This window comes from Planktothrix agardhii (assembly GCF_904830935.1).
Lineage (GTDB): Bacteria > Cyanobacteriota > Cyanobacteriia > Cyanobacteriales > Microcoleaceae > Planktothrix > Planktothrix agardhii.
Genome location: NZ_LR882952.1, coordinates 4,265,421 through 4,284,958, shown reverse-complemented (window position 1 = coordinate 4,284,958; position 19,538 = coordinate 4,265,421). Strand labels below are relative to the sequence as shown.

The window sequence follows — 19,538 nt, the reverse complement described above, 5'->3', positions numbered from 1 at the left end:
CACCCTATCAGTAATCAATAAATATTTATTGATCGGGTTGTTCTAATGGGTCTTAGGAATCAATTCCAGTATAATGTTGTAAACCATTAATTAATACTACCAATAAACCTAACATACAGGCTGAATATAAATCTCCGCCCCAACCTTCATGGAGCCAGGAAAATAACCCATCTTGACCTGTGCCATGAAACAGCGTTAATAAGGTATTGCGAATAATATTAGCAATAATACTAATTAAGCCCGCACTAACTAGAAAGAAAATACTTAGTTTTTTTGAGTCTAAAAGTCCTGTCCAATAGAGCAACATTAATCCTACATACAAACTGGTAAATAACATTTTTAACCCAGCACAGTGCGGGGCAACTTCAACAATTTGATCATTCACAAACAGATAAATTTGTTCTACATGGACATTCAAGTTAAATTGAATTAGAATAAATCCAGCCACATTAGCAATAAATTTCTGCAAGGGTAAGGCGATGGGTTCTATTAAATAGGGTAAATGATTCGGGGTTGCTAGTAATACAAATACTAAGGGCATTTTCTGTAATTTTAAGCCTTCAATTCCTTTAAAAGATAGGCAAAGTCCTGCCAACATTAAAGGAAAAGAAAGATTAACTAAATCAGATAAACCGCTCCAATAAAAAATACTACCTATCACAATTAATCCGATTCCTAACGGATGGCTAGTATTGGGTAAACGTTTCCACTGATGCCGTTTTGTCCAGGCAATATAAGCTGCAAAGGGTAAACCGATTAAACCATGACTAAAATATTCATGTTCAATGCTGATCGTTTTATGCAGCCAACCGTCATACCAATGTATTAAAAGTGGTGCATACAATAACACCATTAATATAACAATCATCCAATTTAATAGAGATTTTTCCAGCGTGATTGGAATTTTATGATTGATTTTCATACAATTATTGACGGTTAACCGTTGACCTGATATCTAAAAGTAGGGGCGAGGTCTTCTCGCCCAATGGATTTAGGAGTAGCTAAGATATAGCAGACTGAATTGATGTCAAAACTCGATTAATTTGGTTAGTTGTTAATCCAGGATATATGGGTAAGGATAGAATTTGTTGACTTAATTTTTCAGCTTGAGGAAAGTCTCCTTCTTTGTAACCTAAATATTGATAAGCCGGTTGTAAATGGCAAGGAATTGGGTAATGAATTCCGACCTGTATTCCCTGTCCCGTTAATTTGTCTTTGAGGGTATCACGGTTAATGGCTGATTCTTCCGTTACCCGAATCGCATACAAATGATAAACATGACCATCCGCACTCTGATTTTCAATCGGAATAATACCCCGTTCTCGCAATAATAGAAGTGACGCATCATATTTTTCAGCGGCAAAATTGCGATCGTGATTCCAAGTGTTTAAATGGGGTAACTTAACATTTAGAATGGCAGCTTGTAAGGTATCAAGACGGCTATTTGTTCCTTTTTCGGTATGGAGATATTTTTGAGGAGCCCCATAATTGCGTAAACTGCGGAGATTTTGAGCCACAATTTCATTCTGGGTCACAACCATTCCCCCATCCCCAAAACAGCCCAAATTTTTACTCGGATAAAAACTAAAAGCTGCGGCTAACCCAATACTTCCCGCACAATAACTTTCTCGCTCGGCTAAATGTGCCTGGGCTGCATCTTCAAAAATAATTAAATCATGGGACGCGGCAAAAGCAAACAGTTGATGGGGAGAAACCATTTGGCCATAGAGATGCACCGGAATAATGGCTTTGGTTTTTTTTGTTACCACCTGCTCTGCATGATTGAGATCAATCAGTGCCGTATGGGGGTCACAATCGACTAATATCGGAGTAGCCCCCGCGTGTAATACCCCGATCAGGGTAGCAATAAAAGTATTAGCCGGAAGCAGAACTTCATCCCCAGGTTTAATTCCACAGGCTTGTAGACCCAGAGCGATCGCATCGGTTCCACTGGCTACTCCTACCCCATAGGGTACACCACAGGCTTTAGCAAAGGCGATTTCAAATTCTGTTAGGGCTTGACCTAAAACAAAGTCACCCTTATCCACTACAGCCTGGATCGCAGCTTGAATTTCGGGTTTAAGCGGTTCGTGGATTAAACTCAAATCCACAAAGGGAACAGGAGCTAGGGTGCTAGTCATACAAGAATCATCAGCATATATCAGCAACACCAGCATAGCTTAGGGTGTTGGCTGTTAGCTGAGAAGGTGTTGATGGATTATCTGGAAACCCGACTCGAACAGAAGGAGGTCAGAACATCTGACCAGATAAGCGAGGAACATCCTTGCTATACTCTGATAATAGAGTCTTAAATAGAGTATGTCAAGGGGAAAAAAAAATTCAGTTTAATGTTAACGAGAAAGAATATGAACGTCTCAAAAGTCATGCTGAATCAGAAGGATTATCAATGGCTGAAGTTCTTAGGGATTACATTAAAACCCTCACACCCCCTAAAGGGGGTCGCACTACATCCCACGACTGAAGTGCGTGGGCTTTGTGCGAGGTTGTTGTAAGATCAGGATCGAAACTAGAAAATTTGGAGTATAAAGGTCTGGTTAGCTTAATTTATTCTCAATATCGATAACAAGGGAAACCACAAAAACTATGCCACAATTGAATCTGATTGATCCCAATGTCAACGGGAATCTCGGATCTATATCTTCTCCCGTTACTAACGGTCACACCCCTTTTCCATACCACCGTGATCATCGGGATCAAACTTCAGAGCATAAGGCAATTCAAACGATTCAACAACTCGAACTCGATTTGAATGCAACTAATCAGCAATTGATTGATGCCGATGCCGTTACTATGATCAAATGGGCGGCAGAAATATTTGGTGATGGCTTGGTCATGAGTACCAGTTTTGGAATTCAAGCGGCAGTGATGTTGCATTTAGTCACTAGCGTTGTTCCGAATATTCCGATTATTTGGGTTGATACGGGTTATTTACCCACAGAAACCTATATTTTTGCCGAACAGTTAACAGAACGTCTCAACCTGAATTTAAAAGTATATCAATCTCCCATGAGTCCGGCACGAATGGAAGCTTTACAGGGTAGGTTATGGGAAAAAGATGATATTGAATCTTTAAATTATTACGACAAAATTCGTAAGGTTGAACCGATGCAACGGGCTTTAAAAGAATTAAATGCTACGGCTTGGTTAGCGGGATTACGCGCCGATCAAACCCATCATCGGAAAACATTAAATCCAGTTGTTCAACATTCGGGAAGATACAAAGTTCATCCGATTTTGTCTTGGAATTCTAGGGATATTTACCAATATTTAACTGCCCATGATTTACCCTACCATCCCTATTTTGATCTGGGTTATACCACCGTGGGAGATTGGCATTCTAGCCGTCCTTTAATGGCAACGGACGAAAATGAACGGGATACTCGTTTCCGGGGTTTAAAACAGGAATGTGGTTTACATTTACCCCAAACAGAAGAAGAAGCAAAAAGTTTGGATTCCAGTTTCTTATAAGACGAATCTGGGAGATTGAAAACGAGTGTGTTCCCCATCTGTACAAGGGCCTGCTCCCATTTTGATGGGGGCAGGTTTTATAAGTACCTAATTGTTTAGGTACTTATAAACTTGACCCTATCGGTCGAAGGAAAGTGAATTATTTTCAATGAATTTATTCTATTGATTTTAATAATAATTCTAGGATTTCTTGGCGGTCTTTCTGCTCGGTTTTCGGTTGTTCATCTAACCAATTAATCGCTCGATTTCTACCATTTTCCGCCGCAATAATTAAAGTTCCCCAGGTTTTTAATTCCAACTGTTCTGGATTTTCTAATAAAGCAGCATTCAGACGATTTTTAATCCGTCCGCCATTTGATCTTAATAAATTGGTAATTTCTTGTTGATTTCCTGGGCTATTTTTTAACACTTCTAGGGCTTCCGTCCAGCGTCCATCAATCAAACTAGCTAATACCTGTTGACTCGGACTTGCCCAGGCTGCAACGGCTTGAGCTTTGGTAATTTTAGCATGAAATTCAATTAAATCTAACTGGGCTTGAACGGCTGTTGACCATTTCAAATTAGGACTATTTCCAGAGACTATATTTTTTTTCAACGGTTTAATTAAATTCAATGCTGGCGACCATAACCCACTACGAGCCAATCTTAAAGACTGTCGATAATTATAATTATCTAAAAATATCTCATCTAAAGAAATAGCCGTTAATTGAATCGGGTTAGGAATAAATTGCAAAGGTTGGACTTGATAAATACTAAATTGAGGCTCTAGCCCAATAGTTTGTTCAATTAATAATTCTGGATCTTTGCCTCCGGTGACTTCCTGCCAAATCGGTTGTTGTCCGGCGGCACTTTTCCATTCTAACATCATGCTCAAATAATGGCGACTCGGATTGTAATGCAGAATCTGTCCATAAGGAACGGTTTTATCTCCCACCAACCGCTCACTATTAAGATTAAACCAGACCCCCCCTTGAGGAACTTTTCCTTTAAATTGTGTCAGTCGAGTTAGGGGTAAGGGCTTATTAGAACCCTGTTGATTAGATTCGGTTCCAATTAACGATGCAATTACAAAAGATTCGGCTGGCCCCTTGATTTCTAGCTGCTGCATTAACCGATAATATTGAGTGCTACCCCGGCGTTGATAGGGGGTTTGAACTGCTTCATAAACCCGCACTTGCACAATTTCTTGACAACCCCCTTCGCAGGGATGGGTAACACTAGAGTCACGGGTTTTTAAAATAGGAATTAATAAATCATTCGACTTTTGAACAATAGCATCTGAATTTATCAATAAAGAGTTAAATGGGACTGCGGATTTTTGCTCATTCCCCGTTTTTGAAATGGAATCAACCCTCGGTAAAGTTAGGGATTTCCCCACCATGAACCCTTCTGTTTTGAGGGCTTGATTAATTTCATCTAAGGTAACAATTGAGTCGCGGCGTTGTAGGGGAATTTGTGTCCAACTGGGTAACAATTGATTTAACCAAACTCCAATATCAGGATTAACAATTAGTTGATAACTAAACCAGGCACAGCCTCCAATTAATCCTGTTCCTCCGAATAGTAAAGTAAAGGCAACCCCGTCGGCTATCCATTTTTTCCATAACCTGCTAATCGGTTGGGACGGTTTAGATTTCGGAGGTTGGGGGGCTGTTTTTTTCCCCGCAGGTAAAGCAGTCGTTTGGGGACGTCGATTTGGACGACGCTGTTGCCCTGATTTGGCGGAGGTTTTGGCTGTTTTAGGCTGAGGTTTTTGGGGTTGACTCTTTTTTCTAGGCGAGGGTTGATGACCTGTCTCTAAAGGATTCATCATGGATTCGGATTAGGATGGGATTAGGCTAACGACGCAGCAATACTTGTTCATAAAGTTCACCGGCTCGTTCCCAAGTATATTCAGTTTCTATTAATAATCTCCCATTTTGCGACAATTGTTCCCTCAGATGGGGATGTTCAAACAGTCGGCTAATGGTTTCTACATATTCTGCCACGGTGTTAGCCCGGAGAGCGCGATGGGGATCATTGGGCCCATCAACGGCCAAACCTTCTAAACCGCGATCGCTGGCCACCACGGGAACTCCTGCGGCCATGGCTTCTAGGGTTTTATTTTTAATCCCGTAGCCACTGCGGAGGGGGGTGACACAGACTGTCCCCTGATGCAAATAATCGACGACCTGGGGGACTCCCCCGGTGACGATAACACCCGGATGATTAGCTAATTGTAGAACCTCTGGTACGGGTCGGGCTCCGATAATGGTAAAGGTAGTATCGGGATAGGAATTTTGCAGGATGGGTAAAACCTCTTGGCTGAAAAATCTGGCGGCGTCGATATTATGGGAGGCGTCCATTGCCCCCACAAATACTAAGTTATGATTATTAGGATCAAAAGATCGCATCGGAAATAATTCTAAATCCACCCCATTAGCAACTACATGAATTTCTCCTTGGGGTTGAAATTGGCGGAATTGTTTTTCATCATCTGCGGTGGTAACAACTAAATCATGAAATTTAGCTGCATAACGTTTTTCATAACGTTCTAGGAGTAATTGTAAATAAATCTGATCTCTTTGAGGATGGGGAGAAGCCCCCATTTCTAAATGATTACGAGTCCAACCGACAACGGAACTATGAATATTAACAACGGTATGAACTTGGTTTAAATAGGACGGTCGAATATAAATTTCATTAACACTATGTTCGCAAGTAATTATATCAATTTTACCCTGTTCAACCGCTTGATCGATCCAAGTTTGCATTTCTTTTGAATAACGATGAAGCACATTGGGAGGGGTACTTTTGACCAGGGAATTTATAAACCGACCCACCTTAGCAATGGCCCAAGTCGGAGGTTCGGGAGGGAGGGGAAAAACCACCAGTTGACTCACCCATTGACGCAATTCTTCAACATCCTGATCACTAACCCCCGAATGTCGTTGGGTGATTAGAGTAACATGATGGCGAGAATGAAGATATTTGAGCAAGTTAAAGGTTCTAATTTCCGTTCCTCCTCGACTGGGTGGATAGGGAAACGTAGAGGAGATGATTAAAATATTCATGGGATTCAATCAGAATTAAATAATATATAACCCAATTTCCTTAAAGTTTACATTGAACAGTATTTCAATCTAATTTAACCAATTTAACCTAAAATTAGATGATAAAATTTTAGAATCAATAATTGCCCGATTTTTTATTTTTCCCAGTTCTATGACCCAGGATATTCGGCAGTGGCTTGATGAAATTAAACGCTTGAAACAACAGTTGGCACAAACCCAACTGGATCTGAACGCGGCGGTCGAAAGTTCCGACCAATGGCGACAACGCTACAATACTGAAGCCCAACAACGACGCCAAGAAGCCGGACGCTATTTAGAACAAGTGGGAGAACTGCGGGGAGAGTTGGAACGATGGCAACGCCTGTCTCCACTTCCCAATGAGTTACAGGTGCGGGTCGCAGTTCGTCAAGAAATTGATCAGTTAAAAACTTTGGATGAAGTTAAGGCAAAATTAATTGAGGTGATGTTAGAACGCGATCGCTCTCGTGAACAAATTCATCAACTTGTTGAAGCCTTGGATACCGAAAAAACCGCTCACCTGGAAACTCGCAATAGTTTAACTATGGCTTTAGGCGATACGGTTGATTTACTCACCAAAGCCCAAAATCAATCCCAGTCTGGAACTTCAATTTTCACTATTTCCCAACTTCCCGAATCTCAAATCTTACCCCAACTTCCAGCCATTGAAGACAGTTGAAACAGTCACCAGTCATCAGTTATCAGTCACCAGTCATCAGTTATCAGTTATCAGTTATCAGTTATCAGTTATCAGTTATCAGTCATCAGTTAACAGTTAACAGTTTATTACCCAAAACCCATTACCCATTACCCAAAACCCATTACTCATTACCCATTACCCTTTCCCCCTTCCCTATTCTATGACCTTAAATTTTGATCAACAAATGATGCAGCAATGCTTGAAATTAGCCCGTCAAGCATTAGGAAAAACTGCACCTAATCCTCTAGTCGGTTCTGTAATTGTTCAAGACGGAAAAATTATTGGAGAAGGATTTCATCCGGGGGCGGGTGAACCTCATGCCGAAGTTTTTGCCCTGAGAAATGCCGGAGAACAAGCAAAGGGAGCAACGGTTTATGTGAATTTAGAACCCTGTAATCATTTTGGTCGGACTCCCCCCTGCACAGAAGCCCTAATTGCAGCAAAAATAGCTAAGGTTGTAGTGGGAATGGTTGACCCCAACCCCTTAGTTTCAGGTACAGGAATTCAACGTTTAAAAGATGCAGGAATTGAGGTAATTGTAGGCATAGAAACAGCAGATTGTCAACAGTTAAATGAAGCATTTACGCATCAAATTCTGCATCATCAACCCCTAGGAATTTGGAAATATGCGATGACCTTAGATGGAAAAATTGCCACTACAACGGGTCATAGTTATTGGGTGACGGGAACAGAAGCCCGACAAAAAGTTCATCAGTTACGAGTCGCCTGTGATGCGGTAATTGTTGGGGGAAATACCGTCCGACGAGATAATCCTTTGCTGACAACCCACGATGCTGGGGAACCCAACCCCTTGCGAGTGGTGATGAGTCGCACCTTGGATTTACCCAAACAAGCCCATTTATGGGACACTCAAGAGGCGAAAACTTTAGTTATAACAGAGGAGGGTATAAATCCAGATTTCCAACATTTTCTACAGAATAAGGGGGTAGAGGTCGCGGAATTGTCGCCCTTGACACCCGCCCAAGTCATGACTTATTTCTACAAACGTCAATTTTTATCGGTGTTGTGGGAATGTGGGGGAACCCTAGCCACCAATGCACTCAAAGATGGCAGCATTCATAAAATTTTAGCCTTTATTGCCCCTAAAATTATTGGGGGAAGTGGGGCGCCTTCTCCCGTGGGAGATTTGGGTTTTACTCAAATGACAGAGGCACTTTTATTAGAAAGAATGACTTGGGGTTCTGTGGGTTGTGATTTGTGGATTGAAGGTTATTTATCTCCAGCTTAATTATGAGCGAGATTGCTGTATTAAGTCTGATGGTCAGTAGTCTAGGAATTGATGCGGTTTTACTCGCTAACTGGCTCTGTTCCATCCAAATAAATGTAGAATTAGAACAGGAGGAGGAAGAAACATTGACTCGTTACGACTCAGAAGATATTAAACAAATGCGTGCAAAATCCGTACAATCTAATGGCTATTCTAATCCTGAATCCCCTGAACCTTTAGTTAAGGAATGGGAATACAAGATTGTCCGCGCCAGTCAAGATGTATTTCGCAATCCCACTGTTTTTAAACGGTTATGTCAGGAAGAAGCAGAAACGGGCTGGATTTTAGTGGAAAAATTAGATGACCGACGGGTTAGATTTAAACGTTTAAGAAGATTAGAAACTCAAGAAAACCCCTATCAAATCAAGCAAGATCCCTATCGTTCTACCTATGGAAAATCTAATAATTTAGGGTCTTGGTTAACTGTTTTGGCTTTTATTACTGCGATTATTTTACCCGCTTATTTAGGATTTTCATTAGTTGCCATGAGCTTTAATAAATCCGAGCAAAATTCTCCAACAACCCTTTCATCTCCTGAGCCGGAAGTTCCTCCTACTTCCCGTCAAAACTGAATTATAGCAACCGCGGCTGGGGTGTTAGGACATAGACTGATACAGCAAACCTAGGCGGTTGCTATAGGTAATGGGTAAGAAACTGATTACTATTATATAATAGAGAAATAATCATTTTAGGATTGTCCCTTGTCTCAACCCAATCATCCCTTAAAACGGTTTCTAGTTTATGCTCGTCCCTATCAAAAAACGATTGGGTTAGCAACGGTTTATTCGGTTTTAAATAAAATCTTTGATTTAGCCCCTCCGGTATTAATTGGATGGGCCGTTGATGTTGTGATTAACCCCAAGGTTTCCTTCCTATCCCAGTGGGGGATTCAAGGAGCATTTAATCAATTGTTGATGTTATCGTTTTTAAGTTTAATAATTTGGAGTTTAGAATCGGTTTTTGAATATGCTTATAAAGTCTTATGGCGAAATTTAGCCCAAACCTTGCAACATAATCTCAGATTAGATGCTTACGGACATTTACAAAACTTAGAATTAGCCTATTTTGAAGAACGTAGTAGTGGCGGTTTAATGTCAATTTTAAATGATGATATTAACCAGCTAGAAAGGTTTTTAGATATGGGGTCGAATGAAATTATCCAAGTAATTACCACGGTAATTGTAATTGGAGCAGCCTTCTTTATTTTAGCACCAACCGTTGCTTGGTGGGCAATGTTTCCGATGCCTTTTATTGTTTGGGGTTCGGTTTGGTTCCAGAAATTACTCGCTCCTCGTTATGCCGATGTGCGGGAAAAAGTTGGGTTATTGAATGGACAACTGGCGAATAATTTAGGCGGTATTACTACTATTAAAAGTTTTACCGCCGAACAGTATGAAATCCAAAGAATTACCGAACATAGTGAAGCCTATCGCCAAAGTAATCGCCGAGCAATTTCCCTATCTTCCGCTTATGTTCCAGTAATTAGAAGTTTGATTCTATTTGGATTTATTGCCACCTTATTATTAGGAGGTTTACAAGTAACTTCAGGACAGTTAGCCGTAGGAACCTATAGCGTTTTAGTGTTTATTACTCAACGATTATTATGGCCTTTAACCCGCCTTGGAGATACCTTTGATCAATATCAACGGGCGATGGCTTCTATTAACCGGGTGATGAATTTATTAGATACTCCAATAGAAATTCATACCGGGGATATTGCCCTACCTGTGGCTTTCGTCAGGGGAGAAATAGAGTTAAAAAATGTCTATTTTTCCTATCAAAATCGAAATCAGATTATTCAAGATTTATCCCTAAAAATTCCCCCCGGAAAAACTATTGCCATTGTCGGTGCTACGGGGTCGGGAAAAAGTACCTTAGTAAAACTATTATTGAGGTTATATGAAATTAATGCCGGGGTAATTACTATAGATGGAATTGAATTAAACCAGTTGAAATTAGAGGATTTACGCCAAGCAATTGGCTTAGTCAGTCAGGATGTTTTTCTGTTTCATGGAACCGTTGCCGAAAATATTGCTTATGGCTCCTTTGATGCGTCCTTAACTGATATTATTGAAGCCGCAAAAATCGCCGAAGCCGATGAATTTATTCGGGATTTACCAAATAGATATGAGACAATTGTAGGGGAACGGGGTCAGAAATTATCCGGCGGACAGCGACAACGAATTGCTATCGCCCGGGCGGTCTTAAAAAATCCGCCTATTTTAATCTTAGATGAAGCGACATCGGCCGTGGATAATGAAACCGAAGCAGCCATTCAAAGATCCTTAGAAAAGATTACCAAAAATCGGACAACAATTGCGATCGCCCATCGGCTTTCAACGGTTAGAAATGCCGACTGTATTTATGTGATGGAACAGGGAAAATTAGTCGAATCTGGAACCCATGAAAACCTCTTAGAAGCGCCGGGTATTTATGCGGGTTTATGGCGAGTGCAGTCCGGATTGAATTAGGGTCAACGGTGTCAGGTGAAACAGATGCAGCCAGGAAATGCTAGAATCAACAATGATTTATTCAAAACCAATAAATTTTCGTAACTATATCCTGTTCTTGCCATGTTAAAAGCTCTGTTAGGCGATCCGAATGCGCGTAAACTTAAAAAATATCAGCCTCTTGTCACGGATATCAACATTTTAGAGGAAGAAATTCAAAGCCTCTCGGATGAACAACTGCGGGCCAAGACAGGGGAATTTAAGGAAAAATTATCCAAAGCTAAAAACCGAGACGACGAAAACCTAATCCTGGATGAAATTCTCCCAGAAGCGTTTGCCGTTGTCCGCGAAGCCGGAAAGAGGGTTTTGGGGATGCGACACTTTGACGTCCAACTCCTGGGCGGGATTATCCTCCACACGGGGCAAATTGCCGAGATGAAAACCGGAGAAGGAAAAACCCTGGTTTCCACCCTTCCGGCCTACCTCAACGCCTTAGCCGGAAAAGGGGTTCACGTCATCACCGTCAACGATTATCTCGCCCGACGGGATGCCGAATGGATGGGACAAATCCACCGATTCCTGGGGCTAAGTGTGGGGCTAATTCAGCAGGAAATGAGTCCCGACCAACGGAAGAAAAACTACAACTGTGATATTACCTACGGTACAAACAGTGAAATGGGGTTTGACTACCTGCGCGACAACATGGCGATCTCCATGGATGAAGTTGTGCAGAGGGTGTTCAACTATTGCATTATTGATGAAGTAGACTCGGTTTTAGTTGATGAAGCCCGGACGCCTTTAATTATTTCTGGTCAGGTGGAACGTCCGAGTCAAAAATATATGCGGGCGGCGGAAGTTGCTCAAATGATGGAAAAAGAAGAACATTATGAAGTCGATGAAAAAGGCCGTAATGTTCTGATGACCGATGAAGGTTTTGCCCGGGCGGAAGAACTATTTGGGGTTCAAGATTTATATGATCCTAATGATCCTTGGGCGCACTTTGTTTTTAATGCCTTAAAAGCCAAAGAATTATTTATTAAAGACGTCAACTATATTATCGGTAATGGGGAAGTCATTATCGTGGATGAATTTACCGGACGGGTGATGCCCGGAAGGCGTTGGAGTGACGGTTTACACCAAGCCATTGAAGCTAAAGAACGGGTAGATATTCAACCGGAAACCCAAACTTTAGCTACTATTACTTATCAGAATTTCTTCCTATTATATCCCAAATTATCGGGGATGACCGGAACTGCAAAAACTGAAGAAGCCGAATTTGAACGCATCTATAAGCTGCAAGTTACTATTATTCCGACCAACCGGATTACCGGACGGGAAGATTTACCCGATGTGGTCTATAAAACCGAAGAAGGAAAATGGACTTCCATTGCTGAAGAATGTGCGGATTTACATAAAGAAGGCCGTCCGGTTTTAGTCGGAACAACGAGCGTAGAAAAATCAGAAATTCTCTCGAATTTATTACAACAACGCAAAATTCCCCATAATTTATTAAATGCTAAACCCGAAAACGTCGAACGGGAATCGGAAATTATTTCCCAAGCCGGACGCAAAGGGGCTGTGACTATTTCTACTAACATGGCCGGACGGGGAACGGATATTATTTTGGGGGGAAATGCGGAGTTTATGGGACGGCTCAAAATGCGCGAGTATTTGATGCCTAAACTTGTTAAACCCGATGATGAAAAGGAATTAGCGTTTGTCGGGGGAGCAGGGAGTCGTCGCCCCGCAGCCCAAGGATTTGATCAGAGTAAAAAACCTAAAACCTGGAAAGTAACTACTCAATTATTCCCAACGGAATTATCCAAACCCACTGAACAAAAACTGAAAGATGCGGTTGATTTTGCCGTGGGAGTTCATGGAGAACGCAATTTAGCAGAGTTACAAGCGGAGGATTTATTAGCCGTTGCTTCGGAAAAAGCTCCCACCAATGACCCGGTAATTCAAAAATTGCGAGAAGTCTATAACCTGATCGTTCATGAGTACGAAAACTTCACCAAACAGGAACATAATGAGGTGGTGGAATATGGTGGACTTCATGTAATTGGAACCGAACGCCATGAATCTCGCCGGATTGATAATCAATTGCGGGGACGGGCTGGACGCCAAGGTGATCCGGGTTCCACGCGGTTTTTCCTGAGTTTACAGGATAATTTATTACGGATTTTTGGGGGCGATCGAGTGGCCGGATTAATGGATGCTTTTAATGTGGATGAAGATATGCCCATTGAGTCTAAATTATTAACCCGATCGCTGGAAAATGCCCAACGAAAAGTTGAAACCTACTATTACGATATCCGTAAACAGGTATTTGAATATGATGAGGTTATGAACAACCAACGGCGGGCAATTTATGCCGAACGCCGACGGGTTTTAGAAGGGCAAGATTTGAAGGAACAAGTGATTAAATATGGGGAACAAACCATGGATGATATCGTGGAAGCCTATATCAATCCTGACTTACCTTCGGAAGAATGGGATTTAGAGAGTCTTGTTACTAAATCCAAGGAATTTGTCTATCTGTTAGCCGATTTAACCGCCGAACAATTAGTGGATTTATCGGTAGATGAAATTAAAACTTTCCTCCATGAACAGTTACGCAATGCTTATGATATGAAAGAAAACCAAGTTAATCAAATCCGACCGGGGTTAATGCGCGAAGCTGAACGCTTCTTCATCCTGCAACAAATTGATACCCTGTGGCGGGAGCATTTACAACAAATGGACGCGCTACGGGAGTCGGTCGGTTTACGGAGTTATGGACAAAAAGACCCCTTAATTGAATATAAGAGCGAGGGATATGAATTGTTCTTGGATATGATGACCGATATTCGCCGAAATGTGATTTATTCCATGTTCCAATTCCAGCCTCAACCGTCTGTTGTCTAAGGATTTGAAACGTTCTTGAGCCGGGCTGGAAATTTTATTTTTCAGTTTTTCCTTGACATCCCAAAATAATCGTGTATATTTGAGGAGTGTGAGGAGTGAAATTAATAAAGAAGAAGCACTTGGGGTCGAAACTCGGCCAGACTCCCAAGTGCTTTTTCCATTCAGAATTAAGTAAAAACCTGGTTTCTTGAAGAAAGCAGGTTTTTTGGGTATAAGATTGTTATCAGAAAAATGGGTTTAAAACCCCTAAGTTCTACCTAGGCTTTTTATTCAATTGTTCGGTAGTGGGACGGGTTTGGGTCTATCAATTAGTTACTTAATTGTTGTTGAACGTCATCAGGGTCAAATGAGTTGTATAGCAAGAGGCAATAGGGAATAGGCAATCTCGCTATAGGTAAATACTTACTGTGAGCAGCTTTTAGCTTTCAAGAATGTCCTAATAGATGCGGCAACTGCTATAATTCCAAACCCGGAGAAGGAGCAGAATTTACTATCCTAATTCCAATTAATTAAAATTTTGGGGACTGAACGCTTTAAACAACTATAGGAGGGAACACCGGAACAGCCCTACCAAACCCCCCGTGGGGGCTAGGGGGGGAGGGAACAGGGAAAAGTGATGAAAAATCCCCAGCTTTTGGTTGACTGGGGAAAGCGCGAATTGAGAACGTGCGATAGTTGTTACAATCTAACCCCACAGGATTTGTGGACACATCTACCTTTAGATAGATATAGCAACTGAGTCAATTATCTAGCCAATTGATCAGGATTTTTGTATCCCCCGTTGAAAATCTGCTGCTGTATCTTTGACCTTTCCAGCACCCTTAGCAGCCTGATTTTTAATATCCTTTGAGGTTTTTTCCGCCCCCTTCTGGACTTGATTTAGAGCTTGTTTGGTGTTACCTTCAGCCTTGTTAATATTTTGTTGGGTTCCTTCCTTCAAATCCCCGGCCATTTTACTGGCTGAGTCACTAACTTTTTCTGATACATCCTTGACCCGTTTCACGATATCTTGGTCACTGTTGTTATAGGCATACATCTCACCTGTTTGCTTAGATTTAACCGAGCTAGGAAGTTCACTGGTTAATCCTTTAGCTTGATTGGAACTGCCCTCTCCCTGTGACTGAGCCGTGGGAGGAGTATTACTACAGGCGGTACTGATAAACATTAATAATCCCGCAAAAAACACACCTAAAATATTTTTGAAGGATATAGACCGTAGAGCTTGAATTAATTTCCGCATTTTGATGATTCCTAAACTTTGATTAAATTAATTGAATTTGCTTTTATTACTCACTCAGCTTAAAGCAAATAAATTATTTTACCCTCTAGCTCAAGGAATATATTGGTTGATTTAATTAACTTGTTTTCTATTCATTTCGGTTAAAAAAAGTCGCAAATTGCTATAATTAACCATAACCCTTAGACCTTCGACCCAATCATCTGCTAAATTGAAAACATGACTAAAAACAGCGAAGGATATAAAATTGTTAGCGACAACCGCAAAGCCCGCTATCTTTACGAGATTTTAGAGACCTATCAAGCGGGCATCGCCCTTGAGGGAACGGAAGTCAAGTCAATTCGGGCGGGTAAAGTCAACCTGCAAGATGCCTATGCCTTAATTCGGGGGGGTGAAGCTTGGCTATTGAATGCCCATATCTCGCCCTTTGAAAAGGCCAGTGTTTATTTTAACCATGATCCTCGTCGCACCCGCAAATTATTGCTGCATAAAGAACAAATTAATAAACTATTGGGACAGGTCGAACAAAAGGGGTTAACATTAGTTCCCCTGAAAATGTACCTCAAGGAAGGCCGAGTTAAAGTTGATATTGCCGTTGGCCGAGGCAAAAAACTCCACGATAAACGGGATGATATTCGTCAAAAAGATGATAAAAGGGCGATGGAAAGGGCAATGAAACAGTATTAAATTATAACGATCTTTAATAGCATTAAATTCTTCCCCTGCCCTTTTAGATAAGGGGGCTGGGGGGTTAGGTCTTAGTTTATAATAAAGTAAAATAATTAATTGCCTAAAATTAGGAGAACTCTCAACATGACAACAGAACAACCGACCCGGAAAGAACGCGATAGTATGGGAGAAATTGAGGTTAAAAGCGATCGCTATTGGGGCGCTCAAACTCAACGTTCTATCTATTATTTTAATATAGGCAATGATTTAATGCCCAAGGAAGTGATTACCGCCTTTGGGATTCTGAAAAAAGCCGCGGCTATCACCAATGAAGAATTAGGAAAACTCCCCGCAGACAAAGCTCAATTAATCGTTCAAGCCGCCGATGAAGTGATTGATGGCAAACTTGATGATCACTTTCCTTTAAAGGTTTGGATGACCGGAAGTGGAACCCAATCTAATATGAATATTAATGAAGTTATTGCTAATCGAGGGATTGAAATTTCCGGCGGAATATTAGGCAGTAAAACCCCAATTCATCCCAATGATCATGTTAATATGTCCCAATCTTCTAATGATACCTTTCCTACCGCCATGCACATTGCGGCGGCGATAGCAGTGACCCAAAGGTTAATTCCTAGTGTCAGAAAAATGCGAGATGAGTTACAAAAAAAAGTCGATGAATTTGCCGATATTGTTAAAATTGGCAGAACCCATTTACAAGATGCCGTACCCTTAACTTTAGGTCAAGAATTTTCCGGTTATGTGGCTCAACTGGATGCAGATTTAAAGCGTCTTGAACTTATTTTACCAGATTTATATGAATTAGCCATTGGTGGAACCGCCGTCGGAACCGGATTAAATACCCCGAAAGGATTTGCAGAAAAAGTCTCTAATCAGATTAGTCAATTAACCGGATTACCCTTTATTTCTGCTCCGAATAAATTTGCAGCCATGGCCGCCCATGATGGTCTAGTTATGGCTAGTGGGGCATTAAAAACCCTAGCCTGTTCCTTGATGAAAATTGCCAACGATATTCGGTTTTTAGGCAGTGGCCCCCGTTGTGGTTTAGGGGAATTAATCTTACCTGAAAATGAACCCGGTTCATCAATTATGCCGGGGAAAGTTAACCCAACCCAATGCGAAGCGATCACCATGGTAGCTGCCCAGGTAATAGGTTATGATACTGCTATTACTATTGCAGGTTCCCATGGGCATTTTGAGTTAAATGTGTTCAAACCGATGATCATTTTTAACTTCATTCAATCGGTGGCTATTTTATCCGATAGTTGTCATAATTTTACGGATTTCTTATTAGCTGGATTAAAAGTTAATCGAAATAAAATTAACAGCTATGTTGAACAATCTTTAATGTTAGTGACAGCTTTAGCTCCTAAAATTGGCTATGATCATGCTGCCCAAGTTGCCCATATTGCCCTGGAAAAAAATCTGACTTTAAAGGAAGTTTGTTTGGAATTAGGATATATTTCCAGTGAAGAATTTGACCAGATTGTCAATCCCTATAAAATGGCTTATCCTGATGTCTAAGTTGTGATTTTAACTGAAGTCGCAAATTCAGTCTAAAACCCTTGATTAAATCCCGAATTAGACCCCATGAATCTCCTTTAACAAAAGTTTTGCTCCTTGGGAAAAGCGGTTTAGGAGGGGTCTATAGTGCTGCGCATTAAAGTTAGGACACTTCTAAATCCTGAAACTCATTCCCTGTCCCCTGTTCCTCCCCCCCCTAGCCCCTCGTGCACGGGGGGCTAGGGGGGCTGTTCCGGTGTTCCCTGCTATAATCGGCGTGAGAGCTTTCTATTGATTGGTATTTGGGGAAATCTGTTGAATTTAAACAAGCAGTGATCTATACTAATTAAATTATATCTTTTCATACTTTAACTAGCATCCTTTCTTTTGAAACTTGATTTTATTTCCAGATTTAAACTCAACCCATGTAATAATTTATGCTTTCCCCCAAAAAAATGTTACCAAAAAACACATTAATATTTCCTGACCGTCCCCTCGCCTTAAATTCTCCTTTCTATATTCGTCGCTCTCCTAGTGAAGAATTGGCTTATACAGAACTCGAAAAATCTGGGAGCTTATTGCGAGTCACAGCGCCAAGAAAAATGGGAAAAAGTTCCTTAATGTTAAGGTTAATAGATTATGCAGAAACCTTGGGATACCGTACCGTTTTAATTGATTTTCTGCAAGTCGATCAAGAAATTTTTGAAAGTAGTCATAAATTTCTGCGGTGGCTGTGTATTAATGTAGCTCGACAATTAAAACTGGAACCCAAATTAGAAGAATATTGGGATGAAGATATGGGAAGTAAAGTGAGTTCTACACTCTATTTTGAACTCTATATTTTCCCACAAATTAGTTGCCCACTATTCCTGGTTTTCAATGAGTTAAATATTGTATTTGAACATACAAATATTACTCAGAATTTTCTACCTTTAATTCGATTTTGGTATGAACAATCTCGACATAACCAGACCTGGAAAAATATACACTTATTTTTGGTTCAATCGACGGAATTTTATGTGTCTTTAAATATTAATCAATCTCCTTTTAATATGGGATTGTCCATTGAATTGCCTCCGTTTACGGTTAATCAAGTTCAAAATCTGGCTGAACGTTATCACCTGAATTTTAGTGATCCTCAAATTCAAAAATTAACCCATTTAGTCGGAGGACATCCCTATTTATTGCATCTGGCTATTTATCATCTAGCCAATAATTTAATCAGCCTAGAAGACTTATTAAAAAAAGCTCCAACCCTAGAGGGAATTTACAAAGAACACTTACAATATATTTGGCTGATTCTACATAAAAAAACCGAACTGGCGATCGCCATGCAACGGGTTGCTACCTCTAAAATAGATATACAACTAGAACCGATCATTGCCTATCAATTATATAGTTTAAACCTTGTTGATTTTAATGAAAACTACTGTACACCATCCTGTGAACTCTATCGTCTCTATTTTAGCACCCAAATTCTCAGTGAAAACCATAATACTCCCATTAATTTAAAACAGCTACAAGAAGAAAATAAACTGTTAAAATCCCTAGTTTATATTGACACATTGACCCAGGTTTTTAACCGCAGAGAATTTGATCGCTCCGTAGATATTGAATGGAAACGAATGATGCGGGAAATTGCCCCATTATCTTTAATTTTATGTGATATTGATCATTTTAAAATTTATAATGACACCTATGGTCATCAAGCCGGAGATCACTGCTTAAAGGCCGTAGCGCAGGCTATTCGTGATATGGTTCGACGTCCGGGGGATATGGTCGCCCGCTATGGGGGTGAAGAATTTGTGATTGTTCTCCCTCAAACCGATGCTAAAGGTGCAATGTACATTGCAGAATCTGTGCGCGAGAATATTAATGCCTTAGCTCTGCCTTTTAAAACTGATAAATTGCCAAACCGTCGGGTACCAATTATTACCATTAGTTTAGGAGTTGCCACTGCGATTCCCGGTGTAGATGCAATCAATATTGAAACCTTATTTTCAGCAACTGATCAAGCTCTATATAAAGCGAAAAGAAATGGTAGAGATCAAGTTAAATTGAGTTCATTTCTCCGATTTCAATATTAATTTAATCTATAGTGCTACGCGCAAGGGAACAGGGAACAGTAAGAAGTGAAAGGGTTTCAGGATTTAGAAATGTTCTAACTGTAATGCGTAGCGCTATAAAATTCATGAAAATA

General features: G+C 40.6%; 15 protein-coding genes. 10 read left to right on the top strand and 5 right to left on the bottom strand.

The annotated features are described in order from the left end of the window. Positions 1–52 precede the first annotated feature (52 nt). Together crtB and NMG88_RS19750 are read right to left on the bottom strand one after the other, a co-directional pair. The gene (gene crtB / locus NMG88_RS19755; protein WP_026798213.1) at positions 53–922 is read right to left on the bottom strand and encodes a cyanoexosortase B; all 870 of its coding nucleotides are present in this window, start codon (positions 920–922) and stop codon (positions 53–55) included. Positions 923–1,001: 79 nt separating this feature from the next. Then, positions 1,002–2,141 (bottom strand): DegT/DnrJ/EryC1/StrS family aminotransferase, encoded by a 1,140-nt coding sequence (locus tag NMG88_RS19750; RefSeq protein WP_027248879.1) that lies wholly within the window; start codon positions 2,139–2,141, stop codon positions 1,002–1,004. Positions 2,142–2,284: 143 nt separating this feature from the next. Between NMG88_RS19750 and NMG88_RS22765 the strand changes: the two genes are divergently transcribed. Continuing rightward, entirely contained in the window at positions 2,285–2,482 is a 198-nt protein-coding gene (locus NMG88_RS22765) for a ribbon-helix-helix protein, CopG family (protein ID WP_367186230.1), read from the top strand. Positions 2,483–2,604: 122 nt separating this feature from the next. After that, positions 2,605–3,489 carry a phosphoadenosine phosphosulfate reductase gene (gene cysH / locus NMG88_RS19745; protein WP_027248880.1) on the top strand — a complete coding sequence of 295 codons (885 nt, stop codon included), beginning with the start codon at positions 2,605–2,607 and terminating at the stop codon, positions 3,487–3,489. Between the two features lie 154 nt (positions 3,490–3,643). On the opposite strand, the gene NMG88_RS19740 is transcribed toward cysH, so the two are convergent. Then, complete coding sequence (locus NMG88_RS19740; protein WP_071782819.1) at positions 3,644–5,302, bottom strand: hypothetical protein; 1,659 nt, start codon at positions 5,300–5,302, stop codon at positions 3,644–3,646. 25 nt (positions 5,303–5,327) lie between these two features. Next, positions 5,328–6,542 (bottom strand): glycosyltransferase family 4 protein, encoded by a 1,215-nt coding sequence (locus NMG88_RS19735; RefSeq protein WP_042156097.1) that lies wholly within the window; start codon positions 6,540–6,542, stop codon positions 5,328–5,330. A gap of 151 nt (positions 6,543–6,693) precedes the next feature. Here NMG88_RS19735 and NMG88_RS19730 point away from each other — a divergent pair, with 151 nt between their 5' ends. The 5 genes from NMG88_RS19730 to secA all read left to right on the top strand — a co-directional run bounded on the left by NMG88_RS19730 (position 6,694) and on the right by secA (position 13,905). Beyond that, entirely contained in the window at positions 6,694–7,239 is a 546-nt protein-coding gene (locus NMG88_RS19730) for a hypothetical protein (protein WP_042156099.1), read from the top strand. A gap of 181 nt (positions 7,240–7,420) precedes the next feature. Beyond that, the gene (ribD, locus tag NMG88_RS19725) at positions 7,421–8,509 is read left to right on the top strand and encodes a bifunctional diaminohydroxyphosphoribosylaminopyrimidine deaminase/5-amino-6-(5-phosphoribosylamino)uracil reductase RibD (protein ID WP_081846487.1); all 1,089 of its coding nucleotides are present in this window, start codon (positions 7,421–7,423) and stop codon (positions 8,507–8,509) included. 2 nt (positions 8,510–8,511) lie between these two features. Next, positions 8,512–9,120, top strand: coding sequence for a hypothetical protein (locus NMG88_RS19720; RefSeq protein WP_042156100.1), 609 nt, complete (start codon positions 8,512–8,514; stop codon positions 9,118–9,120). Positions 9,121–9,249: 129 nt separating this feature from the next. Further along, positions 9,250–11,019, top strand: coding sequence for an ABC transporter ATP-binding protein (locus NMG88_RS19715; protein WP_235757632.1), 1,770 nt, complete (start codon positions 9,250–9,252; stop codon positions 11,017–11,019). A gap of 102 nt (positions 11,020–11,121) precedes the next feature. Next, complete coding sequence (gene secA, locus NMG88_RS19710; RefSeq protein ID WP_227381216.1) at positions 11,122–13,905, top strand: preprotein translocase subunit SecA; 2,784 nt, start codon at positions 11,122–11,124, stop codon at positions 13,903–13,905. 760 nt (positions 13,906–14,665) lie between these two features. On the opposite strand, the gene NMG88_RS19705 is transcribed toward secA, so the two are convergent. Next, entirely contained in the window at positions 14,666–15,145 is a 480-nt protein-coding gene (locus tag NMG88_RS19705) for a hypothetical protein (RefSeq protein WP_254035727.1), read from the bottom strand. Between the two features lie 216 nt (positions 15,146–15,361). Here NMG88_RS19705 and smpB point away from each other — a divergent pair, with 216 nt between their 5' ends. From smpB to NMG88_RS19690, 3 genes are all read left to right on the top strand, one after another. After that, positions 15,362–15,829 (top strand): SsrA-binding protein SmpB, encoded by a 468-nt coding sequence (smpB, locus tag NMG88_RS19700; protein WP_026785886.1) that lies wholly within the window; start codon positions 15,362–15,364, stop codon positions 15,827–15,829. Between the two features lie 126 nt (positions 15,830–15,955). Next, positions 15,956–17,359 carry a class II fumarate hydratase gene (fumC, locus tag NMG88_RS19695; RefSeq protein WP_254035726.1) on the top strand — a complete coding sequence of 468 codons (1,404 nt, stop codon included), beginning with the start codon at positions 15,956–15,958 and terminating at the stop codon, positions 17,357–17,359. A 416-nt stretch (positions 17,360–17,775) separates the two neighbouring features. Continuing rightward, on the top strand, positions 17,776–19,425 hold the full coding sequence (locus NMG88_RS19690) for an AAA-like domain-containing protein (protein ID WP_254035725.1): 1,650 nt from the start codon (positions 17,776–17,778) through the stop codon (positions 19,423–19,425). Positions 19,426–19,538: the final 113 nt, after the last annotated feature.

What these genes read in the sequence shown, in the direction of transcription:
- NMG88_RS19735 (WP_042156097.1), bottom strand. Translation starts at nt 6,542, where the DNA reads ATGAATATTTTAATCATCTCCTCTACGTTTCCCTATCCACCCAGTCGA.
- NMG88_RS19690 (WP_254035725.1), top strand. Translation starts at nt 17,776, where the DNA reads ATGCTTTCCCCCAAAAAAATGTTACCAAAAAACACATTAATATTTCCT.
- fumC (WP_254035726.1), top strand. Translation starts at nt 15,956, where the DNA reads ATGACAACAGAACAACCGACCCGGAAAGAACGCGATAGTATGGGAGAA.
- smpB (WP_026785886.1), top strand. Translation starts at nt 15,362, where the DNA reads ATGACTAAAAACAGCGAAGGATATAAAATTGTTAGCGACAACCGCAAA.
- NMG88_RS19720 (WP_042156100.1), top strand. Translation starts at nt 8,512, where the DNA reads ATGAGCGAGATTGCTGTATTAAGTCTGATGGTCAGTAGTCTAGGAATT.
- cysH (WP_027248880.1), top strand. Translation starts at nt 2,605, where the DNA reads ATGCCACAATTGAATCTGATTGATCCCAATGTCAACGGGAATCTCGGA.
- crtB (WP_026798213.1), bottom strand. Translation starts at nt 922, where the DNA reads ATGAAAATCAATCATAAAATTCCAATCACGCTGGAAAAATCTCTATTA.
- NMG88_RS19730 (WP_042156099.1), top strand. Translation starts at nt 6,694, where the DNA reads ATGACCCAGGATATTCGGCAGTGGCTTGATGAAATTAAACGCTTGAAA.
- NMG88_RS19705 (WP_254035727.1), bottom strand. Translation starts at nt 15,145, where the DNA reads ATGCGGAAATTAATTCAAGCTCTACGGTCTATATCCTTCAAAAATATT.
- secA (WP_227381216.1), top strand. Translation starts at nt 11,122, where the DNA reads ATGTTAAAAGCTCTGTTAGGCGATCCGAATGCGCGTAAACTTAAAAAA.
- NMG88_RS19750 (WP_027248879.1), bottom strand. Translation starts at nt 2,141, where the DNA reads ATGACTAGCACCCTAGCTCCTGTTCCCTTTGTGGATTTGAGTTTAATC.
- NMG88_RS19740 (WP_071782819.1), bottom strand. Translation starts at nt 5,302, where the DNA reads ATGATGAATCCTTTAGAGACAGGTCATCAACCCTCGCCTAGAAAAAAG.
- ribD (WP_081846487.1), top strand. Translation starts at nt 7,421, where the DNA reads ATGACCTTAAATTTTGATCAACAAATGATGCAGCAATGCTTGAAATTA.